The sequence below is a fragment of the Nocardioides sp. genome (assembly GCF_036374615.1).
Classification (GTDB): Bacteria; Actinomycetota; Actinomycetes; order Propionibacteriales; family Nocardioidaceae; genus Nocardioides.
Genome location: NZ_DASUTK010000190.1, coordinates 1 through 16,300 on the forward strand (window position 1 = coordinate 1; position 16,300 = coordinate 16,300).

Consider the following 16,300-nt stretch of genomic DNA (forward strand, 5'->3'; position numbering starts at 1 on the left):
CGGCGGTCGCCGCCTCGTCGCCGGTCTCCCAGTCGAAGCAGTGGTTGTCCGTCTTGCCGGCCACGTCGTCGCGGATCAGTGGCGCGTCGGCGTCGAGCGCTCGGCGGACGTCGACGACCGGGTCGAGCACGTCGTACTCCACCTCGATCAGCTCCAGGGCGTCGCGCGCGGCGTAGCGGTCCTCGGCGACCACGAACGCGACCTCCTGGCCCTGGAACCGCACCTTGTCGGTCGCCAGCACCGCCTGGACGTCACCGGAGAGGGTCGGCATCCAGGCCAGCCCGCGGGCGGCGAGGTCGGCGCCGGTGACGACCGCCTTCACCTTCGGGTGTGCTTCCGCGGCGAGCGTGTCGACCGACAAGACCCGTGCATGCGCGACCGGCGAGCGCAGGACCGCCAGGTGCAGCATCCCGGGCAGGGTGACGTCGTCGAGGAAGCGGCCGCGACCGCGCACGAACCGGCGGTCCTCCTTGCGCAGCATCCGGCCGTGGCCGATCGGCGCGCGGTCGTCGGTGTGCGCCGTCATGCTTCGATCCTGCCGTCGGGATGCTCTGCAGCCCAGCGCACCGACCTCACAATTGATGCATACCCGGTGCACCGGCAGATCTGGCCGGAGATCGCCTCCCGGATGTCGGCCTCTCTGGGGTCCGGGTCTCGGTCGAGCAGCGCCCTCGCCGACATCAGCATCCCCGGGGTGCAGAAGCCGCACTGCAGCCCGTGGCACTCCATGAAGCCCACCTGCACCGGGTCGAGCTCGCCGTCTGTCTCCAGGCTCTCGACGGTGCGGACCTCGTGGCCGGCCGCCATCGCGGCCAGCACGGTGCACGACTTGACCGGCTCGTCGTCGTACAGCACGACGCAGCTGCCGCAGTTGCTGGTGTCGCAGCCCCAGTGCGTCCCGGTGAGACTGAGCTCGTCGCGCAGCAGGTGGACCAGCAGCAGCCGGGCCTCGACGTCCCGGGTGACCTGCTCGCCGTTGACCGTCAGGGTCACCTCCATCAGGCCACCCGTTCCCAGGACGTGCGCAGTGTTCGACGCGTCAGCTCCGAGGCGAGGTGGCGCTTGTACGCCGCCGTACCGCGACTGTCCGTGACCGGGCTGCACTGCTCGGCCGCGATCGTGCCGGCCAGCTGCCAGGCCTCCTCGGACGGCGGTTGTCCCCGCAGCGCGGCGGAGATCTCCGGGATGCCGGTCGTGTTCGGTCCGACCGCGGCCAGCCCGACCCGGGCGTCGGCGATCATCCCGTCCTCGGCGAGCCACAGCGCGGCTCCCGCTGCCGTCACGGCCCAGTCGCCTGCCCGCCGGTCGACCTTGGCGTAGGCGCTGCTGCCACGCGGACGGACCGGGATGCGCACCTCGGTCAGCAGCTCGTCGTGACCGACGACGGTCTGGTACGGGCCGAGGTGGAAGTCGTCCATCGACACCACGCGCTCCCGGTCCGGGCCACGGATCACGCAGCTGGCGTCCAGCGTGGTGCACACCGAGGACAGGTCCTCGGAGGGGTCGGCCTGGCAGAGCGCACCGCCGAGCGTGCCGCGGTTGCGCACCGGCGGGTCGGCGATCACCTGCTCGGCGTCGCGGAAGATCGGGCACACCCGGGCCAGCTCCTCCGACTCCAGCAGCTCGCGGTGCCGGGTCAGGGCGCCGATCCGTACCTGCGTCGGCTCGACCCGGATGTACCCGAGCTCGCCGTGCAGGTCGTTGATGTCGACGAGATACTCCGGGTTGGCCAGCCGCAGCTTCATCATCGGCAGCAGGCTGTGCCCCCCGGCGATCAGCCGCGCCTCCTCACCGAGTCGCTGCAGGAGCGCGATGGCATGCGCCACGCTGGTCGCCCGCTCGTACTCCAGGGGCGCCGGGACCTGCACCTGCCAACCTCCTGCCTGCCGATGCCGTCATCGTGGAGGGTACGGCGCTGGTCCGCCACCCCGCGTCCAGACGGCCGTCGTGGCGATCCGACGAGCGAGGTTTGCTTCAATCGACCCGTGGACGCCGAGGAGTGGGACCAGCGGTACGCCGACCAGGAGCTGGTGTGGTCGGCAGAGCCGAACCAGTTCGTCGCCGCCGAGTGCGCCGACCTCCCGCCAGGCCGTGCCGTCGACCTCGCGGCCGGGGAGGGCCGCAACGCGATCTGGCTGGCCCGGCGCGGCTGGCAGGTGACCGCGGTCGACTTCTCCCGGGTGGCTCTTGACAAGGGGCGCCGGCTGGCGGGTGGCACGGAGGTGGACTGGGTCCGTGCCGACGCGATCACCTGGCACGGGGAAGGCTTCGACCTGGCCGTGGTGGCCTACCTGCAGCTGCCCGAGGTCGAGCGCCGGGCGGCCGCACGCGGGGCGGTCGAGGCGCTGCGGCCGGGCGGCACGTTCCTGTGGGTCGCGCACGACTCGAGCAACATCGAGGACGGCAGCGGTGGGCCGCAGGACCCGGCGGTGCTGATGACCGCGGCCGACGTGGTCGGGGACGTCGAGGACCTCGGCGTCGAGGTCCAGCGAGCGGAGCGGGTCGCGCGCGTCGTGGCACCGGGAGGCGACCACCGGATGGGTGACACCGGCGAGATCGCTTGGGACTGCCTGGTACGGGCCGTCCGCGTGTGAACGCTCAGAGCGGGCGCCACCGGAACGTCGCGCGGTGGAGCCGGTGGTCGCTCACCTTCACCGGCTCGGCGCGGTAGTCCCGCCAGCCGAACCGCCCCTTGCCCATCATCCAGTCGACCGACATGTGCGGCGGTGGGGAGCACGAGTCCTCGGTGACGGAGCCGCCGGTGGCCGCCCACGCGCCGGTACGACGGGACACCCAGCAGAACCACTCACGGCGCTCGTTGGCGTCACCGAGGAGGAGCACCGGACCGATGCGGCGGCTCAGCCGGTTGAAGAGGCGGATCTCCTTGCGGGTGGCGGAGTCGCGGTCGGCCTCCTGGTCGCGCGGGGAGTTGTGGATGTCGATCACGAACAGCCGACGCCCGGTCGCCTCATCGCGCAGTCGCACCCACGGCACCGGCCGCTCCCGGTAGCTGAAGGTGGTGGTCAGCGTGCCGTGGTCCACGAGGTCGAACCGAGCCGGACGCCACGCGATCTGCAACCGGAGACCGCTCGGACCCAGCGTCGTCGCCGGCCAGAACCGGTAGTGGGGCAGCCGCTTCCGGAGGCCACGCAGCTGATCGGCCTGCACCTCCTGCAGCGCCACCAGCTTCAGGTGCTGGCGGCGGATCAGGCGGGCGGTCCGTTTGGTACGTCGGTGGTCGCGGCCCTCGGTGTGGTTGCTGCCCAGAACGTTGAGGGTCGCCACCGAGAAGGTGCGGTCCACCCGTGGCTGGTCCTCGGACGGCACCTCAGCAGCGGGCGCCGCCGAGGCGGGCGGGGCGACCGCGAGCGTGGCGGCCAGGAGCAGTCCGGTGAGCGATGCGGACGCCGGCGCGGGGGTCACTCGTCGTCGTGGCATCGAACCACCATACGGAAGTGGCGGACGTGACGGGAGTGACGGCTGGTGTCCCGGTCGACGGCTCAGTCGGTGCCGCGGGGCTCCTCGGGCGAGACCGGCGCGTCGCCGTAGACCCCGGCGTCCTTGGCGGCCTGGGCCTTGCGCAGCTGCTTGACCAGGCTGAACGCGAGGAACACCACCGCGACGGCGAGGCCCAGGAAGACGAGGAGCGCTACCCAGCCGGCCTTCACGTCCTCGGGCTCAGGACCCTTCTCCACCTGGTCCGCGACACGCACGAGGAGGGGGGCCACCACGGTCGTCAGCAGCATTGATCCAGTGTCTCAGGTGGGCCGGATCAGCTCGGCGCCGGGATGCCCGCGAACAGGTCGTCCTCCGGGATCGGGGAATCGACGTGCGAGACGACCAGCTCGTAGTCCTCGGTCGGCCAGATCTTCTCCTGCAGCTCACGCGGGATCGCGAACCACATGCCGTCGGGATCGATCTGGGTCGCGTGCGCCAGCAGCGCCTGGTCGCGGACCCCGAAGTAGTCCGCGCACGGCACGCGGGTCGTGATCCGGGCGTCCCACTCGGGCTCCGGCTTCCACTCCTTGAGCCGCTCCCCGTACGGCGACTCGAGCCCGTGCTCCAGCATCGCGTCGTGCAGCGCCTGCATCCGAGGTCGGTTGAAGGAGTGGTGGTAGTAGAGCTTGAGGGGCTGCCACGGCTCGCCCGCGTCGGGGTAGCACTCCGGGTCGCCGGCTGCCGCGAACGCCGCAACCGTGACCCGGTGGCACGCGATGTGGTCGGGGTGCGGGTAACCGCCGCGCTCGTCGTAGGTCGTGACGACGTGCGGCCTGAACTCCCGCATCAACCGCACCAGCGGCTCGGCAGCCTCCTCGACCGGCACCAGTGCGAAGCAGCCCTCGGGCAGCGGCGGCTTCGGGTCCCCCTCCGGCCAGCCGGAGTCGACGAAGCCGAGCCAGTCCTGGCGGACCCCGAGGATGTCGCGAGCCCGCTCCATCTCCTGCCGGCGCACCTCCGAGATGTTGGCCAGGATGTCGGGTCGGTCCATCTTGGGGTTGAGGATCGAGCCGCGCTCGCCGCCGGTACAGGTGGCCACGTGCACGTCGACACCTTCGGCGACGTAACGGGCGGTCGAGGCCGCACCTTTGCTCGACTCGTCGTCGGGGTGGGCGTGGACGTGCATCAGCCGGTAGCCGGTCCGGGGTCGCTGCGCCATGGGGTGATCCTAGGATCAAGGCATGACCGACCTCGCCGCGCGCTACGGCACCCCGTCGCCGGTCCGGCGGCGGGTGGTGCTGGTGGTCGTGGCGACCGCGAGCGCGGCGCTGGTGGGGTGGCTGGCCTGGGCGGCGCTGTTCCACGGCAGCCCGGAGGTCGAGTCAGGCCTCTCGTCGTACGAGATCGTGAGCGACAACGAGGCCGCGGTCGTGGTCGAGGTGTCCTTGACCGACGACGTCGTCGCCAGCTGTCGGGTCCGCGCCCTCGGCGACGACCACTCGACCGTGGGGGAGCTGGCGTTCGAGCCGGTCGACGGGCGCAACGAGGTCACGGTACGCACCGAGCGGCGCGCCACCTCGGTGACGCTGGTGGGGTGCACGGCACCGGGCCAGCCGCGCCCGCGCTGAACACTCGCGACCGCGTGCCCCCCGGCAGCAGCCGAGGTGGCTGCTCGACCTGCTTTCCGCGGCACGAGTTGCTAGAGTTGTCACCGATCACCCCGCAGGGCACACCGACGCATCCCGACGCTTGGAAGCGCCCGGCGGGTTTTCTTTTGTTTCCGCAGGAGTTGACACACCCATGACGCAGCCCGCCCAGCCGACCACGATCTGGTTGACCAAGAAGACGTTCGACCGGCTCTCCGCCGAGCTCGAAGACCTGCGTGGCCCCAAGCGCCAGGAGGTCATCGAGCGGATCAGCTCTGCCCGCGACGAGGGCGACCTGAAGGAGAACGGTGGCTACCACGCCGCCAAGGACGAGCAGGGGAAGATCGAGGCCCGGATCCACCAGCTGGAGGACATGCTCCGCTCGGCGACGACCGACGTGCCCGAGGACGACGGGATCGTGTCTCCGGGCAAGCTCGTGACCTACCGCTACGCCGGCGACGACGAGCACGAGGTGTTCCTGCTCGGTGCTCGCGAGGTGGACGACGACCACGAGGACGTGGAGGTCTTCTCACCGCAGTCGCCGCTCGGCTCCGCCATGCTCGGCGCGACGAAGGGCTCGACGATCGACTTCGACGCGCCCAACGGCAAGACCCTCAAGATCGAGATCATCGACGCGGTCCCGTTCCACGAGTGACCTGAGGTCCGGACCGGCGTCAGCTCGAAGGAGCGGACGCCGGTTCGTTCATTCGTGGACGCTGTACCCGCACTCGCGGAGTCGGGTGACCACCCGCTCGGCGTGCGCTTCGCCACGGGTCTCCATCTGCAGCCGCACCTCGACCTCGTCCAGCGCCAGGTTCGGGGAGATCCGCTCGTGGGTGACGTCGAGGATGTTGGCGCCGGCCTCGCCGAGCTCGGTGAGCAACCGGGCCAGCCCGCCAGGCAGGTCCGGGATGCAGACCCGCAGGTAGAGATAGCGACCGGCCGCCACCATGCCGTGACGGATCACCTTGCCGAGCAGCAGCGGATCGATGTTTCCGCCCGACAGCACCGCCACGACCGGGGTCTCGTACGCCGTCGGGTCGTCGAGCAACGCAGCGACCGCGGCCGCACCGGCCGGCTCCACCACCATCTTGGCCCGCTCGAGCAACGCGACCAGCGCCTGTGACAGCGACTCCTCGGAGACCGTCACGACCTCGTCGGCGTACTGCTCCACCAGCGCGTAGGTGACGTCCCCGGGCAGGCCGACCGCGATGCCGTCGGCCATGGTCTGCATCTGCTCCAGGCGCACCGGCTCGCCCGCCGCGAGCGAGCCGGGGAACGCGGCCGCCCCTTCCGCCTGGATCCCGACCACCCGGACGCCCGGTCGCGACTGCTTCACGGCGAGCGCGACTCCCGCGAGCAGCCCGCCGCCGCCGGTCGGCACCATCACGGTCCGCACGTCCGGCGCCTGCTCCAGGATCTCCAGACCGCAGGTCGCCTGGCCGGCCACGATGTCGAGGTGGTCGAACGGGTGGATCAGCACCGCCCCGGTCTCTTGCGAGAACGCACGTGCCGCGGCCAGTGCGTGCTCGAGGTAGCGCCCGTGGAAGACCACCTCGGCGCCGTACCCGCGGGTCGCCTTCTCCTTGGGGATCGGCGCGCCCTCGGGCATGAACACCGTGGCCTTGATGCCGAGCATCTGCGCGGCGAGCGCCACTCCTTGCGCGTGGTTGCCGGCAGAGGCTGCGACCACCCCGTGGGAGCGCTCGTCGGCGGACAGCCGTGACATCCGCACGTACGCGCCGCGCGCCTTGAACGAACCGGTGCGCTGGAGGTTCTCGCACTTGAGGCTGACCGGTCCGCCGGCGAGAGACGAGAGCCAGCGCGAGTCCTCCATCGGGGTCAGCACGGCGACCCCGTCGAGCAGCTCGCGCGCGGCGCGGAGGTCCTCAGGCGTCAGGCCGGTCATCGTCGCCTCCCTCCGGCTCGGGCGCCGCGGGCTCGGCGGCTTCCGTGGTCGCCACTTCGACCCGATCCTCATCCAGCTCTTCCTCTGGGTCGTCGGAGCCGACCGAGGTGTAGGACGCGAGGTGCTGCACCACGGCGTTGAGAGAGGCGATGAACGGAACCGCGATCAGGGCGCCGACAACACCTGCGACGATCACCCCGCAGCCGATCGCGATGATGACGCCCAGCGGGTGGACCGAGACGAACCGCCCCATCAGGAACGGCTGCAGCACGTGGCCCTCGATCTGCTGCACGAGGATCACGCCGCCGAGCATCAGCAACGCCGTGATCGGGCCCTGGTCGACGAGGGCGACCAGCACCGCGACGGTGCCGGCGATGGTCGCACCCACCATCGGCACGAATGCACCCAGGAACACCAGGACGCCGATCGCCAGCACGAAGGGGACCCCGAGGATCAGCGCGACCAGCATGATGCCGATGGCGTCGACGGCGGCAACCAGCACCGTGGCCCTGACGAACTGGGTGAGGCTGCGCCAGGCGACCCGGCCGCTGTCGTCGAACCGCTGTCGGGCGACGCGCGGCGCGAGCCGGACGGTCCAGGCCCAGATCCGCTCACCATCGGCGAGGAAGAAGTACGTGGAGAACAGGATGATGAAGAACCCGGCGACCACGTGACCGATCGCGGTACCGACCTCGAGCGTGCTGCTGAGCACGCCGTTCTCGCTGGTGCCCTCGGTGATCGCCTTCTGCATCGCCTCGAGGGCGTCGTTGATCTGGGTGTCACTGGCGTTGAGCGGGCCGTCCTTGAGCCAGTCGCGGATCCGGCCGATGCCCTCCACCACCGAGTCGGCCAGGTCAGTTGCCCCGGCCGCGACCTGCTGGCCGACGAACGTCAGCAGGAGCCCGACGATCGCGATGCCGCTCAGCATCACGAGCCCGGCTCCGAGCGCGACCGGCACGCCGCCCGCATGGAGCCATCGCACGACCGGACTCACGAGCGCCGCGATCAGGAGCGCGATCGCGACCGGCACCATGATCACGGCGAAGAACGACAGCAGCCAGAGCACGAGATAGCTCGCCGCCGCGATCACGAGGAAGCGCCACGACCACGCGGCGGCGAGGTCGACGCCCCAGGGGACCTGCGCTCGCGAGAGGTTGGAGGGTCCGGCCCGCACCGGCGCCGGCGGCTCGGCCCGGCGCTCTGCCCGCGCCTGCGCCCACTGGTGGGCGAACCGCTCGGCGAACCGGTGATGCTCGGTCGGCCCCTCCTCGCTGGTCACGGACGCAAGGCTACTTCCCGGGGAGGTGCGACTCTGCGAGGCGACGCGAGAGGTCGTACGCCGCCCGCGGGTGCGGCCCGGCGAGCAGCCCGATCGCGCAGAGGGCGTAGTCGTGGTCGACCACCACCCGCGGCGCGCGCGGCAGCTGCCAGCCGCCCTCGAGGTCCGGCCCGACACTGCCGCCGAGCACGCGGTCGGCGACGCCCGGGCGGCCGTTGCGGAGCACGCCTCCGGAGCCGATCAGCAGGTCGATCTCGCGCAGGTCCTTGCCGCTGCGCTCGACGACGCGGCCCTCGGGACTGACCACGACCCGGGATCGGCCGGCGTGGCGACGCAGTGCCAGCCCGACCGCTGCGCGGGCGATCTGCTCGTCGATCTCGGCCTGTCGGTCGTCCTCGGGAAGGTAGCCCGGCTGGTCCTTGCGGCGGCTCGCCTCGGCGGCGAGGTCCGAGAGGCCGGCCGCTTCGACGGTCGACAGTGCGGACCAGCGCATCCCGAGGTCTCCCTCCACGGTCCGGGTGACAGGGGTGACCGCCACGACCTCGCGGGACAGCCCGCCCCCCGCGTCCGGCACGGTCTCGGGGTCGAGGGAGACCACGCTGTGCACGTCCGTCGTGGCACCGCCGACGTCGACCACCGCCACGTCACCGGCACCGGGCCGGTCGTCGTCGAGACCCCGCGCCAGCAGCTCGACCCCGGTCAGCACGACGTCAGGGGTCGCCCCCCGCACCATCGCCTGGAAGTCGTCGCTCGCGCTGAGGTGCTTGCCGCCGATCACGTGCGCCAGGAACATCTCGCGGATCGCGGCACGGGCACTCTCCGGGGCCAGCACGCCGATCCGCGGCACCACGTTCTCGGCCAGCACGTACGGTGCCCCGCCGTCGGCCAGCAGTGCTCCGACCTCGTCGCGGGCGTCGCGGCTCCCCGCGACCACGACCGGGCCGGCCCATCCGGCGGCGACCAGGCCCCGGGCGCCCGACACCACGGACTCGGCGTTTCCGCCGTCGGTCCCCCCGGTCAGCAGCACCACGTCCGGCGCCGTGTGCCTGAGAGTGCGCTCCAGCGCACTCTCAGGCACACGGGACGCCAGGGAGTGGACCGCGACGACCTTGCCGCCGCTGGACAGCGCGACCCGGCGTCCCGCCTCCGCGGTGACCAGCTCCTCGTTGCCGACGACCGCGATCCGCAACCCACCACCGGCGCTGGAGCACGCCAGCACCTCGGCGGACCCCGCGCGGGGGTCCCGGCTCTGCAGCGCGGCGCGGCAGGCGGCGTACCCGTCGAGGACGTCGCCGCCGACCACTGGATCGGGGATCGTCGTGGGGTGGCTCGCCGACGCGACGATCCGGCCCTCGTCCAGGTCGACCAGCGAGGCCTTGGTGAAGGTCGACCCGAAGTCGACGCAGAGCGCCGTGTGGTCCGGGCTAGCCACCGGACAACGCGCGGTCGAGGTCCGCGAGCAGGTCGTCGACCGTCTCGATGCCGACACTCAGCCGGATCAGGTCGGCGGGAACCTCGAGCTCGGTGCCGGCGACGCTGGCGTGCGTCATCCTGCCGGGGTGCTCGATCAGGCTCTCGATGCCGCCGAGCGACTCGGCGAGGGTGAACACCCGGGTGCGGTCGCACACGGCGAGCGCCTGCTCCTCTCCCCCGGCGACCCGGAACGAGACCATGCCGCCGTACCGACGCATCTGCCGGGCGGCGATCTCGTGCCCGGGGTGGTCGGGCAGGCCCGGGTAGGTCACGTCGATGACCGCGGAGTGGCCGGTCAGGAACTCCACGACGCGCTCGGCGTTGTCACAGTGCCGGTCCATCCGGACCCCGAGCGTCTTCAGCCCGCGGTGGGTGAGGAAGCAGTCGAACGGCCCGGCGACGGCGCCCATCGCGTTCTGGTGGAAGCCGATCCGTTCCGCCAGGTCGTGGTCGCGCACGACCAGAGCACCGCCGACCACGTCCGAGTGGCCGCCGACGTACTTGGTCGTGGAGTGCACCACGATGTCGGCACCGAGCGTCAGCGGCTGCTGGAGGTACGGCGTCGCGAAGGTGTTGTCGACCACGAGCAGCGAAGCCGCGTCGTGGGCGACCGCGGCCATCGCCTCGATGTCTGCGATCGTGAGCAGCGGGTTGGTCGGGGTCTCGAGCCAGACCAGCTTCGTCTCACCGGGCCGGATCGCCGCTCGGACCGCGTCGACGTCGGAGACGGCTGCCGTCGTCAGACCCAGTCCCCAGGCCTGCTCCACCTGCGCGAAGAGCCGGTGCGTGCCGCCGTAGGCGTCGTCGGGAAACACCACGTGGTCGCCAGGGCGGCACAGCGCCCGGACCAGCGTGTCCTCGGCCGCGAGGCCGGACGCGAACGCGAACCCGCGCTCGCCGTCCTCGACGGCCGCAAGTGCACCCTCGAGAGCCGTTCGCGTGGGGTTCGCCGACCTGCTGTACTCGTAGCCGCCGCGCAGCCCGCCCACGCCGTCCTGCTTGTACGTCGACGTCGCGAAGATGGGCGGGATCACCGCGCCGGTGCTGGGGTCCGGCTCGTACCCCGCGTGGATGGCACGGGTCTCGAAGCCGGACTTGTCGGCATGCTCCTGGGTCACGTGCCGACCCTACTCAGCGGCGTGCGGGGCGATGGGTCGTGGGTAACGGTGTCCGGAGTGCGCTCCCACCCCGCTGCCACGGGGTGGGAGCGCAACTGCGGCACCGTTACCTGCTCTACCGAGTCGGGAAGGTTGGGCGGGGCGGCGTTGTTGGACATGCTGGAGGCTCCACTGACCGCCTCCGAGAAGGAGCATGTGATGTTCGGACTGGGTCGGAAGACCGAGATGGTGACCGCGGACCAGGCGCTCCCGGGGCGCGAGGAGCGCCCGTGGCAGCTGGGTGAGCACGTGGTCCTCAAGACCCCGGTCGTCAGCGAGGACGTCCCGGCCGGTCACGAGGTGGCGATCTTCGGACTCGGCTGCTTCTGGGGCGCCGAGGAGATCTACTGGCAGCTGCCCGGCGTCTGGTCGACGTCGGTCGGGTACGCCGGCGGCGTCACGCCGCACCCTACGTACGAGGAGGTCTGCAGCGGCAGCACCGGCCACACCGAGGCGATCAGGATCGTCTTCGACCCCGCCGTGGTGTCGTACGCCGACCTGGTGAAGCGCTTCTTCGAGGTGCACGACCCGACGCAGGGCATGCGCCAGGGCAACGACATCGGCACCCAGTACCGGTCCGCGATCTACTGGACGACACCCGAGCAGGAGCAGACCGCGCGTGAGCTGACCAAGGTCTACGGAGACGAGCTCGCCCGCCGGCGACTGGGCGAGATCACGACCGAGATCCGGCCCGCCGCGGAGACGCCGTACTACTACGCCGAGCCTGCGCACCAGCAGTACCTCGCGAAGAACCCGTTCGGCTACCGTTGCCACGCCAACACCGGCGTGCAGTTCCCTTCCTGACGCTGTCGATCCCACCTCCCCCCGCTCGTCACTAGGGTGACGGCGGACAACGGGTCCGTCCGAGCAAGGGAGCGGGGATGGCGCAGTACCTCATCTACTTCAACCAGCAGTGGGTCGGTGACCACCCGGACGAGTGGTTCGGCACGCGCGTCGAGCCGTCGATGGCGGTGGTCAAGGACATGCAGGCCGCCGGCGTGCTCGTCTTCGCCGGCGGCCTCGAGGAGGACGGCCCGGTCTACGCGGCCGATGCCACGAGCGGCGAGATCGTCGTCACCGAGGGCCCCTTCGTCGAGCACACGGAGTTCCTCGGCGGCCTGACGGTCATCGAGGTGCCCGACGACGAGACCGCGAAGTACTGGGCCGGCCGGGTCGCCGAAGGCTGCGGCTGGCCACAGGAGCTGCGCAAGTTCGCGCCGGTGCCGGGCTCCTGATGCCGCCGGCTCAGTCCCTGGGGACCGGAACCTCGCTGACGGGCGTGATGGTGCTGGTGCACGTCTCGAACCCCGGCCAGAGGAACTTCTGCAACGCGTTCACGTCGTCGGCCTCGACGACGTAGAACATCGTGTGCTGGGCGTTCGCGCCGTACCGGCCGACGAGTGTGGTGCCGGCGGCGTCCGCGTCGAACAGCGAGTTCGAGCCGCCCGCCCCCTTCGGGCAGTGCTCCGGGGCGTGGACCTGGGTGATGTGGAAGAGCATCGGACCTCCTGCGTCGGCGTGTGCAACGCCATCCTGACCGTCGGCAGGGGCTGTGTCACGGTCAGGGCCGCCGGTCGTGTGGTACGACGCAGTCGCCGGACTCGGTCGTCAGGTTCCCGGCCACGTCGGTCACCGAGGCCGTGACGGTGTAGACCCGTCCGTCACCCTCGTCGTCGCGGGTCGCGCGGACGCGCACGAGTCCGTCAACCTTCTCGACGTCGCCGGCGGCCGGCTCGTCCACGGTCACGTCGACGTTGAGTGACACCAGCCCGGAGAAGGCGTCGTGGCCGACGACATCCGCCACCTGCACCATCCGTTCGTTCGGCGGCCAGATCCGGCACGGCTGGCTCGGCATGCCGCTGATGGTCGGAGCCGTGAGATCCACGCGCACCTGGATCGTCCGCGGGGTCTCCTCGTTGCCCAGTCGGTCGACAGCGGCGTACGTGACCGCGTAGTCACCTTCTTCGGCGAACGGCAGCGTCAACACGTCACCAGGAGCGATCCAGGCCTCGTCGGACGATCCTCCGGTGAGGTGACGCACCTGGGCACGCACCTCGCGCACACCGGCGGCCCCGTCGGTCGCAGTGAGGTCCAGCACCACGGGGTCGTGGTTCCAGCCGGCCTCGTTGGCGGCCGGCGTCACCGTGGCGGTCGTCTGGGGCGCGACGCCGTCGTCCGGCGGCGGGAAGAGCGGGTCGGGAACGGCGTCCAGGCCGGACAGCTCGACCGTGACGTGCCGGTGCCCGGGCAGGACGCCGACGTCGTCGCCGACGACCCGGTGCTCGGTCGTGGCGTCGAACCAGTACGGCTCGGCCTCGGCGGTGAGCGCGACCTCCTCGGGCAGGGCGTAGTGCAGCGTGGCAGGCACACCCTCCATGGCTCGGCCGTGGAGGTACATCACGAGGGCGTGCTCGAACGCGTGGTACATGTTCTTGCCCCGTGCGGACTTCTCGTCACCTCCGGGCTGCGGGAACGTGCCGTCACGGAACGGGCGCTGCCACGTCTCGTGCGGGAACGTCGGGTCGACGAACGCGTCGAACCAGCCCTGCGCGCTGCGCGCCAGCCACTCGCTCCGGGCGAAGTCTTCGTGGAGGTCGAGCGCCGCCAGCGTCTGGTCGGCCTCGTCGTGCACCCACCACTGGCTGTCGACCTCGACGCCGCCGTTGAAGTTCACCAGGTCGTCGTGCCAGCGGGCGGCCGACTCGTCCCACGCCTTCGCGAGGAGGATGTCGCGGTCCGCAGCGATGCCGTTCCACGGACGGTCCGCGAACACCCGGTTGGCGTTGTGCACCATTTCGTGGCTCTTGATGTTGTGGCCGAAGTCGGTCTGCGCTGCCGGGTGGATCCGACGTGCGGACCGTCCCCAGAACCACCAGGTGTTCGGCGGGTTCTGATGCCGGTGCTGGTCGAGCAGCGCCTTCGTCACGACCCGCAGATCGCCGCGGAACTGGTCGCGGCGCGCCGGGTCGGTGAGCAGGTCGGCGTTGGGAAGCAGCAGCGCAGTGCCCGGGACCAGCAGGTTGGTGATGTCACCCCCGTTGCCCCCGAGGTCCACCGGCGCGCTCATGTCGGCGGTCCGGGCGTCGTAGAACGCACCGCTGACCGGGTCCCGGTAGCGACCGAACACCAGGTCACGGACGCGCAGCAGACCGGCCTCGGCCCACGGGTCGCGGGTGACGTTGAAGTACATGCCGTAGGCCATCCCCACGGAGGCCAGGTCGAACAGCTGCTTGTCGGCCGCAGGGTCGAGCGGTTCCCCTGTCTCTGTGAGGTCGCGGTACCACCCACCGTTCACCTCGTCGTACCCGTGCTCCTCCAGCCACTCGAGCCCTGCCCGCGCGTAGGTGAGGTAGCGCTCCTCGCCCGTCAGGTGGAACGCGACGCTGTAGCCGTACACGCCGCGCGCGAGGGTCGAGACTCCCCGCCACGTGCCCCGCCCCGGGTCGAGCCGCCCCTGTGAGTCCCGGAAGCTGGGAAAGTTGCCCAGCGGAGTGCCGAGCGCGTCGGGCAGCTCCCAGTACGGCAGCAGATCCTCACGCAGGTGCCGCAACCAGGTGTCGCCCGCCAGCACCGCCGGCACCAACCTGCCGGCTGCCGCGACCTCCCCGCCCGGCCGCGGCGGGTCGATCGGCTCCGCGACAGCCGGGCCGCCGAACGCGACGGCGGCCGGCGCGAGCGCGATCAGCGCTGCGGACACGGCAAGGTGCTGACGGACCGGCATGGCAACCCCCGGAGACCCACGGCCCGACCCGGAGCCGGACACCTCACCCATGCTCCAGCTGAGCGGGAGTCGCCGCCATCAGCACTTGTACCGACCTGGCTCCCCCACCGCCCCGCGTCAGGGTCCGAGCATCCCCTCCACGTTCGGCAGGTCCTCGAACCGGGAGAACGTGCCGGCATCGGCGATCTCGGTGGCCGCCTGCAGGAACCCGCCCCACGCGGCGCGAGCGAGCGTGCCGCCGACGCTGATCCGACGGACGCCGATCCCGGCCGCCTCGGTCACGGTGGTGAACGGCGCGTTGATCAGCAGGTTGACCGGCAGCGGCGCCAGGGCATCGACCACCGCGGCCGCCTCTTCGACCGTGCCGAGCCGCGGGGCGTACAGACACTCGGCACCCGCCTCGGCGTACGCCTGCAGTCGTCGGATCGTCTCGGCGAGGTCGGGGCGCCCGACCACGAAGCCCTCCGAGCGACCCGTGAGCATCACCGGGGTTCCGCTGTCGTCGATCGCCTGCCGCGCCGCCCGGACCCGGTCCACCGAGAGCTCGAAGCCGAGCAGCGGTTCAGCCTCGTCTCCCGACGAGTCCTCGATCGAGAGCCCCGCGACCCCCGTGGCGACCGCCAGTGCCACGTTGGTGGCCACCCCCTCGGGATCCACGGCGTACCCGCCCTGGAAGTCGGCGTTGACCGGGACCCGTACGGCCGCCGCGACTGCGCGCAGGTGCTCGAGCGCCTCGGGCAGCGTGGTCTGGGTGTCGGGCTTGCCCAGCGTCCAGGCCAGTCCGGCGCTGGTGCTCGCGAGCGCCGGGAAGCCGAGCTGCTCGAGGACCCGCGCGGTGCCGAGGTCCCACGGGTTCGGCATCACGAAGCAGCCCGAGTCGTGCAGCCGCCGGAACTCGGCGACCCGATCGTCCTGAGTGTTCATTCCTCACCTCGTCACGGTTCGGGACCGCGCCGTACGACGGCGACCCGTTGGCAACCTACTGGGCGAGTCTGCCGCCTCACGAGGGAAGTGTCGCCCGGGAGGCACCCGCTTCCGCGCTCCGGGGAAGCCGACATCCTCTAGCCCGTGCCCAGCTCCTTGCTGAACCACACGTCGGCATCGGCGTTCCCGTTGTAGTCCGGGACCCGTCGGTATCCGCGTGATTCGTAGAGTCCGACCGCCTTCGTCAGCGAGCTGTTGGTGTCCAGCAGCGCGAAGCGGCGCCCGGTCAGGACGATCTGCTGCTCGAGGTACGCGAGCAGAGCGCCTGCGAGACCGCGGCCACGGGCGACGGGCGCCACCCACATCCGCTTGATCTCCCCGCGCTCCTCGTCGAGGAACTGGACCGCGCCGCACGCCAGCGGCTCCTCATCCCTTCCCGCGACGACGAACAGCCCGTGGGGAGGGACGAACGCCTTCGCCGCGTCGTCGAGAGCCGTGCCGGTCTCGAAGCCGAACGCGGCGCCGATCTCGGCGAAGTACTCCCCGAGCGCCCATCGGGATCCCGGCGCGGCCGGGTCGGCGACTCTGAACCTGTGCACTCCGTCATGCTGCCACTGCGTCGTGGCACATGACGCCCATGCGGGTCGACGTGCGTCGGGTGCCCCACACGCCGAGCGTGCGTTCGCCGCGACGGCGCTCGTGATGGCCGGCGCCGGGGGCGGTTCACGCACCCGGTCTGCCGGGTTCGGGCAC

At 71.4% G+C, this 16,300-nt stretch carries 18 protein-coding genes and 1 pseudogene; 5 read left to right on the forward strand and 14 right to left on the reverse strand.

Going from position 1 to position 16,300, the window contains the following annotated elements:
* The 3 genes and pseudogenes from VFZ39_RS14765 to VFZ39_RS14775 form a co-directional block, all read right to left on the reverse strand.
* Positions 1-526, reverse strand: a pseudogene (locus tag VFZ39_RS14765) (carbon monoxide dehydrogenase); the annotation flags it as partial.
* The gene (locus VFZ39_RS14770; protein ID WP_330866536.1) at positions 523-999 is read right to left on the reverse strand and encodes a (2Fe-2S)-binding protein; all 477 of its coding nucleotides are present in this window, start codon (positions 997-999) and stop codon (positions 523-525) included. The pseudogene VFZ39_RS14765 and the gene VFZ39_RS14770, both read right to left, overlap by 4 nt.
* Complete coding sequence (locus VFZ39_RS14775) at positions 999-1,868, reverse strand: xanthine dehydrogenase family protein subunit M (RefSeq protein WP_330866537.1); 870 nt, start codon at positions 1,866-1,868, stop codon at positions 999-1,001. Before VFZ39_RS14775 ends, VFZ39_RS14770 begins: the two co-directional genes overlap by 1 nt.
* Positions 1,869-1,985: 117 nt before the next feature.
* On the opposite strand from VFZ39_RS14775, the gene VFZ39_RS14780 reads away from it, so the two are divergent.
* Complete coding sequence (locus tag VFZ39_RS14780) at positions 1,986-2,594, forward strand: class I SAM-dependent methyltransferase (RefSeq protein ID WP_330866538.1); 609 nt, start codon at positions 1,986-1,988, stop codon at positions 2,592-2,594.
* Positions 2,595-2,598: 4 nt separating this feature from the next.
* On the opposite strand, the gene VFZ39_RS14785 is transcribed toward VFZ39_RS14780, so the two are convergent.
* The 3 genes from VFZ39_RS14785 to mca all read right to left on the reverse strand — a co-directional run bounded on the left by VFZ39_RS14785 (position 2,599) and on the right by mca (position 4,657).
* A complete protein-coding gene (locus tag VFZ39_RS14785) occupies positions 2,599-3,438 on the reverse strand; it encodes an endonuclease/exonuclease/phosphatase family protein (RefSeq protein ID WP_330866539.1) in 840 nt (279 codons plus the stop codon).
* A gap of 62 nt (positions 3,439-3,500) precedes the next feature.
* Positions 3,501-3,746 carry a hypothetical protein gene (locus VFZ39_RS14790; protein ID WP_330866540.1) on the reverse strand — a complete coding sequence of 82 codons (246 nt, stop codon included), beginning with the start codon at positions 3,744-3,746 and terminating at the stop codon, positions 3,501-3,503.
* A 26-nt stretch (positions 3,747-3,772) separates the two neighbouring features.
* Positions 3,773-4,657 (reverse strand): mycothiol conjugate amidase Mca, encoded by an 885-nt coding sequence (mca, locus tag VFZ39_RS14795; protein WP_330866541.1) that lies wholly within the window; start codon positions 4,655-4,657, stop codon positions 3,773-3,775.
* A 22-nt stretch (positions 4,658-4,679) separates the two neighbouring features.
* Between mca and VFZ39_RS14800 the strand changes: the two genes are divergently transcribed.
* Both VFZ39_RS14800 and greA read left to right on the forward strand, forming a co-directional pair.
* On the forward strand, positions 4,680-5,066 hold the full coding sequence (locus VFZ39_RS14800) for a DUF4307 domain-containing protein (RefSeq protein WP_330866542.1): 387 nt from the start codon (positions 4,680-4,682) through the stop codon (positions 5,064-5,066).
* Between the two features lie 172 nt (positions 5,067-5,238).
* Complete coding sequence (greA, locus tag VFZ39_RS14805; RefSeq protein WP_330866543.1) at positions 5,239-5,739, forward strand: transcription elongation factor GreA; 501 nt, start codon at positions 5,239-5,241, stop codon at positions 5,737-5,739.
* A gap of 48 nt (positions 5,740-5,787) precedes the next feature.
* Here the strand turns inward: greA and ilvA are convergent, their stop codons facing one another.
* The 4 genes from ilvA to VFZ39_RS14825 are packed head-to-tail and all read right to left on the reverse strand — an operon-like array spanning position 5,788 to position 10,863.
* On the reverse strand, positions 5,788-6,993 hold the full coding sequence (gene ilvA / locus VFZ39_RS14810) for a threonine ammonia-lyase (protein ID WP_330866544.1): 1,206 nt from the start codon (positions 6,991-6,993) through the stop codon (positions 5,788-5,790).
* On the reverse strand, positions 6,974-8,272 hold the full coding sequence (locus tag VFZ39_RS14815) for an AI-2E family transporter (protein ID WP_330866545.1): 1,299 nt from the start codon (positions 8,270-8,272) through the stop codon (positions 6,974-6,976). The genes ilvA and VFZ39_RS14815 overlap by 20 nt, the downstream gene beginning before the upstream one ends.
* A 10-nt stretch (positions 8,273-8,282) precedes the next feature.
* Positions 8,283-9,704 (reverse strand): glutamate mutase L, encoded by a 1,422-nt coding sequence (locus tag VFZ39_RS14820; RefSeq protein WP_330866546.1) that lies wholly within the window; start codon positions 9,702-9,704, stop codon positions 8,283-8,285.
* Positions 9,697-10,863, reverse strand: a complete 1,167-nt coding sequence (locus VFZ39_RS14825; protein ID WP_330866547.1) for a cystathionine gamma-synthase — start codon at positions 10,861-10,863, stop codon at positions 9,697-9,699. The genes VFZ39_RS14820 and VFZ39_RS14825 overlap by 8 nt, the downstream gene beginning before the upstream one ends.
* Positions 10,864-11,019: 156 nt before the next feature.
* Here VFZ39_RS14825 and msrA point away from each other — a divergent pair, with 156 nt between their 5' ends.
* Both msrA and VFZ39_RS14835 read left to right on the forward strand, forming a co-directional pair.
* The gene (msrA, locus tag VFZ39_RS14830; RefSeq protein ID WP_414690301.1) at positions 11,020-11,706 is read left to right on the forward strand and encodes a peptide-methionine (S)-S-oxide reductase MsrA; all 687 of its coding nucleotides are present in this window, start codon (positions 11,020-11,022) and stop codon (positions 11,704-11,706) included.
* Between the two features lie 77 nt (positions 11,707-11,783).
* Complete coding sequence (locus VFZ39_RS14835) at positions 11,784-12,137, forward strand: YciI family protein (RefSeq protein ID WP_330866548.1); 354 nt, start codon at positions 11,784-11,786, stop codon at positions 12,135-12,137.
* A 10-nt stretch (positions 12,138-12,147) separates the two neighbouring features.
* On the opposite strand, the gene VFZ39_RS14840 is transcribed toward VFZ39_RS14835, so the two are convergent.
* The 4 genes from VFZ39_RS14840 to VFZ39_RS14855 all read right to left on the reverse strand — a co-directional run bounded on the left by VFZ39_RS14840 (position 12,148) and on the right by VFZ39_RS14855 (position 16,146).
* Positions 12,148-12,402 carry a DUF3303 domain-containing protein gene (locus tag VFZ39_RS14840; protein ID WP_330866549.1) on the reverse strand — a complete coding sequence of 85 codons (255 nt, stop codon included), beginning with the start codon at positions 12,400-12,402 and terminating at the stop codon, positions 12,148-12,150.
* 61 nt (positions 12,403-12,463) lie between these two features.
* Positions 12,464-14,599: an AGE family epimerase/isomerase gene (locus VFZ39_RS14845; RefSeq protein ID WP_330866551.1), complete on the reverse strand. Its 2,136-nt coding sequence runs from the start codon at positions 14,597-14,599 to the stop codon at positions 12,464-12,466.
* Positions 14,600-14,740: 141 nt separating this feature from the next.
* Positions 14,741-15,547, reverse strand: coding sequence for an isocitrate lyase/phosphoenolpyruvate mutase family protein (locus VFZ39_RS14850; RefSeq protein WP_330866552.1), 807 nt, complete (start codon positions 15,545-15,547; stop codon positions 14,741-14,743).
* Between the two features lie 137 nt (positions 15,548-15,684).
* Positions 15,685-16,146: a GNAT family N-acetyltransferase gene (locus VFZ39_RS14855; RefSeq protein ID WP_330866553.1), complete on the reverse strand. Its 462-nt coding sequence runs from the start codon at positions 16,144-16,146 to the stop codon at positions 15,685-15,687.
* Positions 16,147-16,300: the final 154 nt, after the last annotated feature.

Excerpts from the sequence above, each read along its gene's own strand:
- VFZ39_RS14785 (WP_330866539.1), bottom strand. The coding sequence starts at position 3,438 with ATGCCACGACGACGAGTGACCCCCGCGCCGGCGTCCGCATCGCTCACC.
- VFZ39_RS14800 (WP_330866542.1), top strand. The coding sequence starts at position 4,680 with ATGACCGACCTCGCCGCGCGCTACGGCACCCCGTCGCCGGTCCGGCGG.
- VFZ39_RS14770 (WP_330866536.1), bottom strand. The coding sequence starts at position 999 with ATGGAGGTGACCCTGACGGTCAACGGCGAGCAGGTCACCCGGGACGTC.
- mca (WP_330866541.1), bottom strand. The coding sequence starts at position 4,657 with ATGGCGCAGCGACCCCGGACCGGCTACCGGCTGATGCACGTCCACGCC.
- ilvA (WP_330866544.1), bottom strand. The coding sequence starts at position 6,993 with ATGACCGGCCTGACGCCTGAGGACCTCCGCGCCGCGCGCGAGCTGCTC.
- VFZ39_RS14850 (WP_330866552.1), bottom strand. The coding sequence starts at position 15,547 with ATGAACACTCAGGACGATCGGGTCGCCGAGTTCCGGCGGCTGCACGAC.
- VFZ39_RS14790 (WP_330866540.1), bottom strand. The coding sequence starts at position 3,746 with ATGCTGCTGACGACCGTGGTGGCCCCCCTCCTCGTGCGTGTCGCGGAC.
- VFZ39_RS14835 (WP_330866548.1), top strand. The coding sequence starts at position 11,784 with ATGGCGCAGTACCTCATCTACTTCAACCAGCAGTGGGTCGGTGACCAC.
- greA (WP_330866543.1), top strand. The coding sequence starts at position 5,239 with ATGACGCAGCCCGCCCAGCCGACCACGATCTGGTTGACCAAGAAGACG.
- VFZ39_RS14840 (WP_330866549.1), bottom strand. The coding sequence starts at position 12,402 with ATGCTCTTCCACATCACCCAGGTCCACGCCCCGGAGCACTGCCCGAAG.
- msrA (WP_414690301.1), top strand. The coding sequence starts at position 11,020 with ATGCTGGAGGCTCCACTGACCGCCTCCGAGAAGGAGCATGTGATGTTC.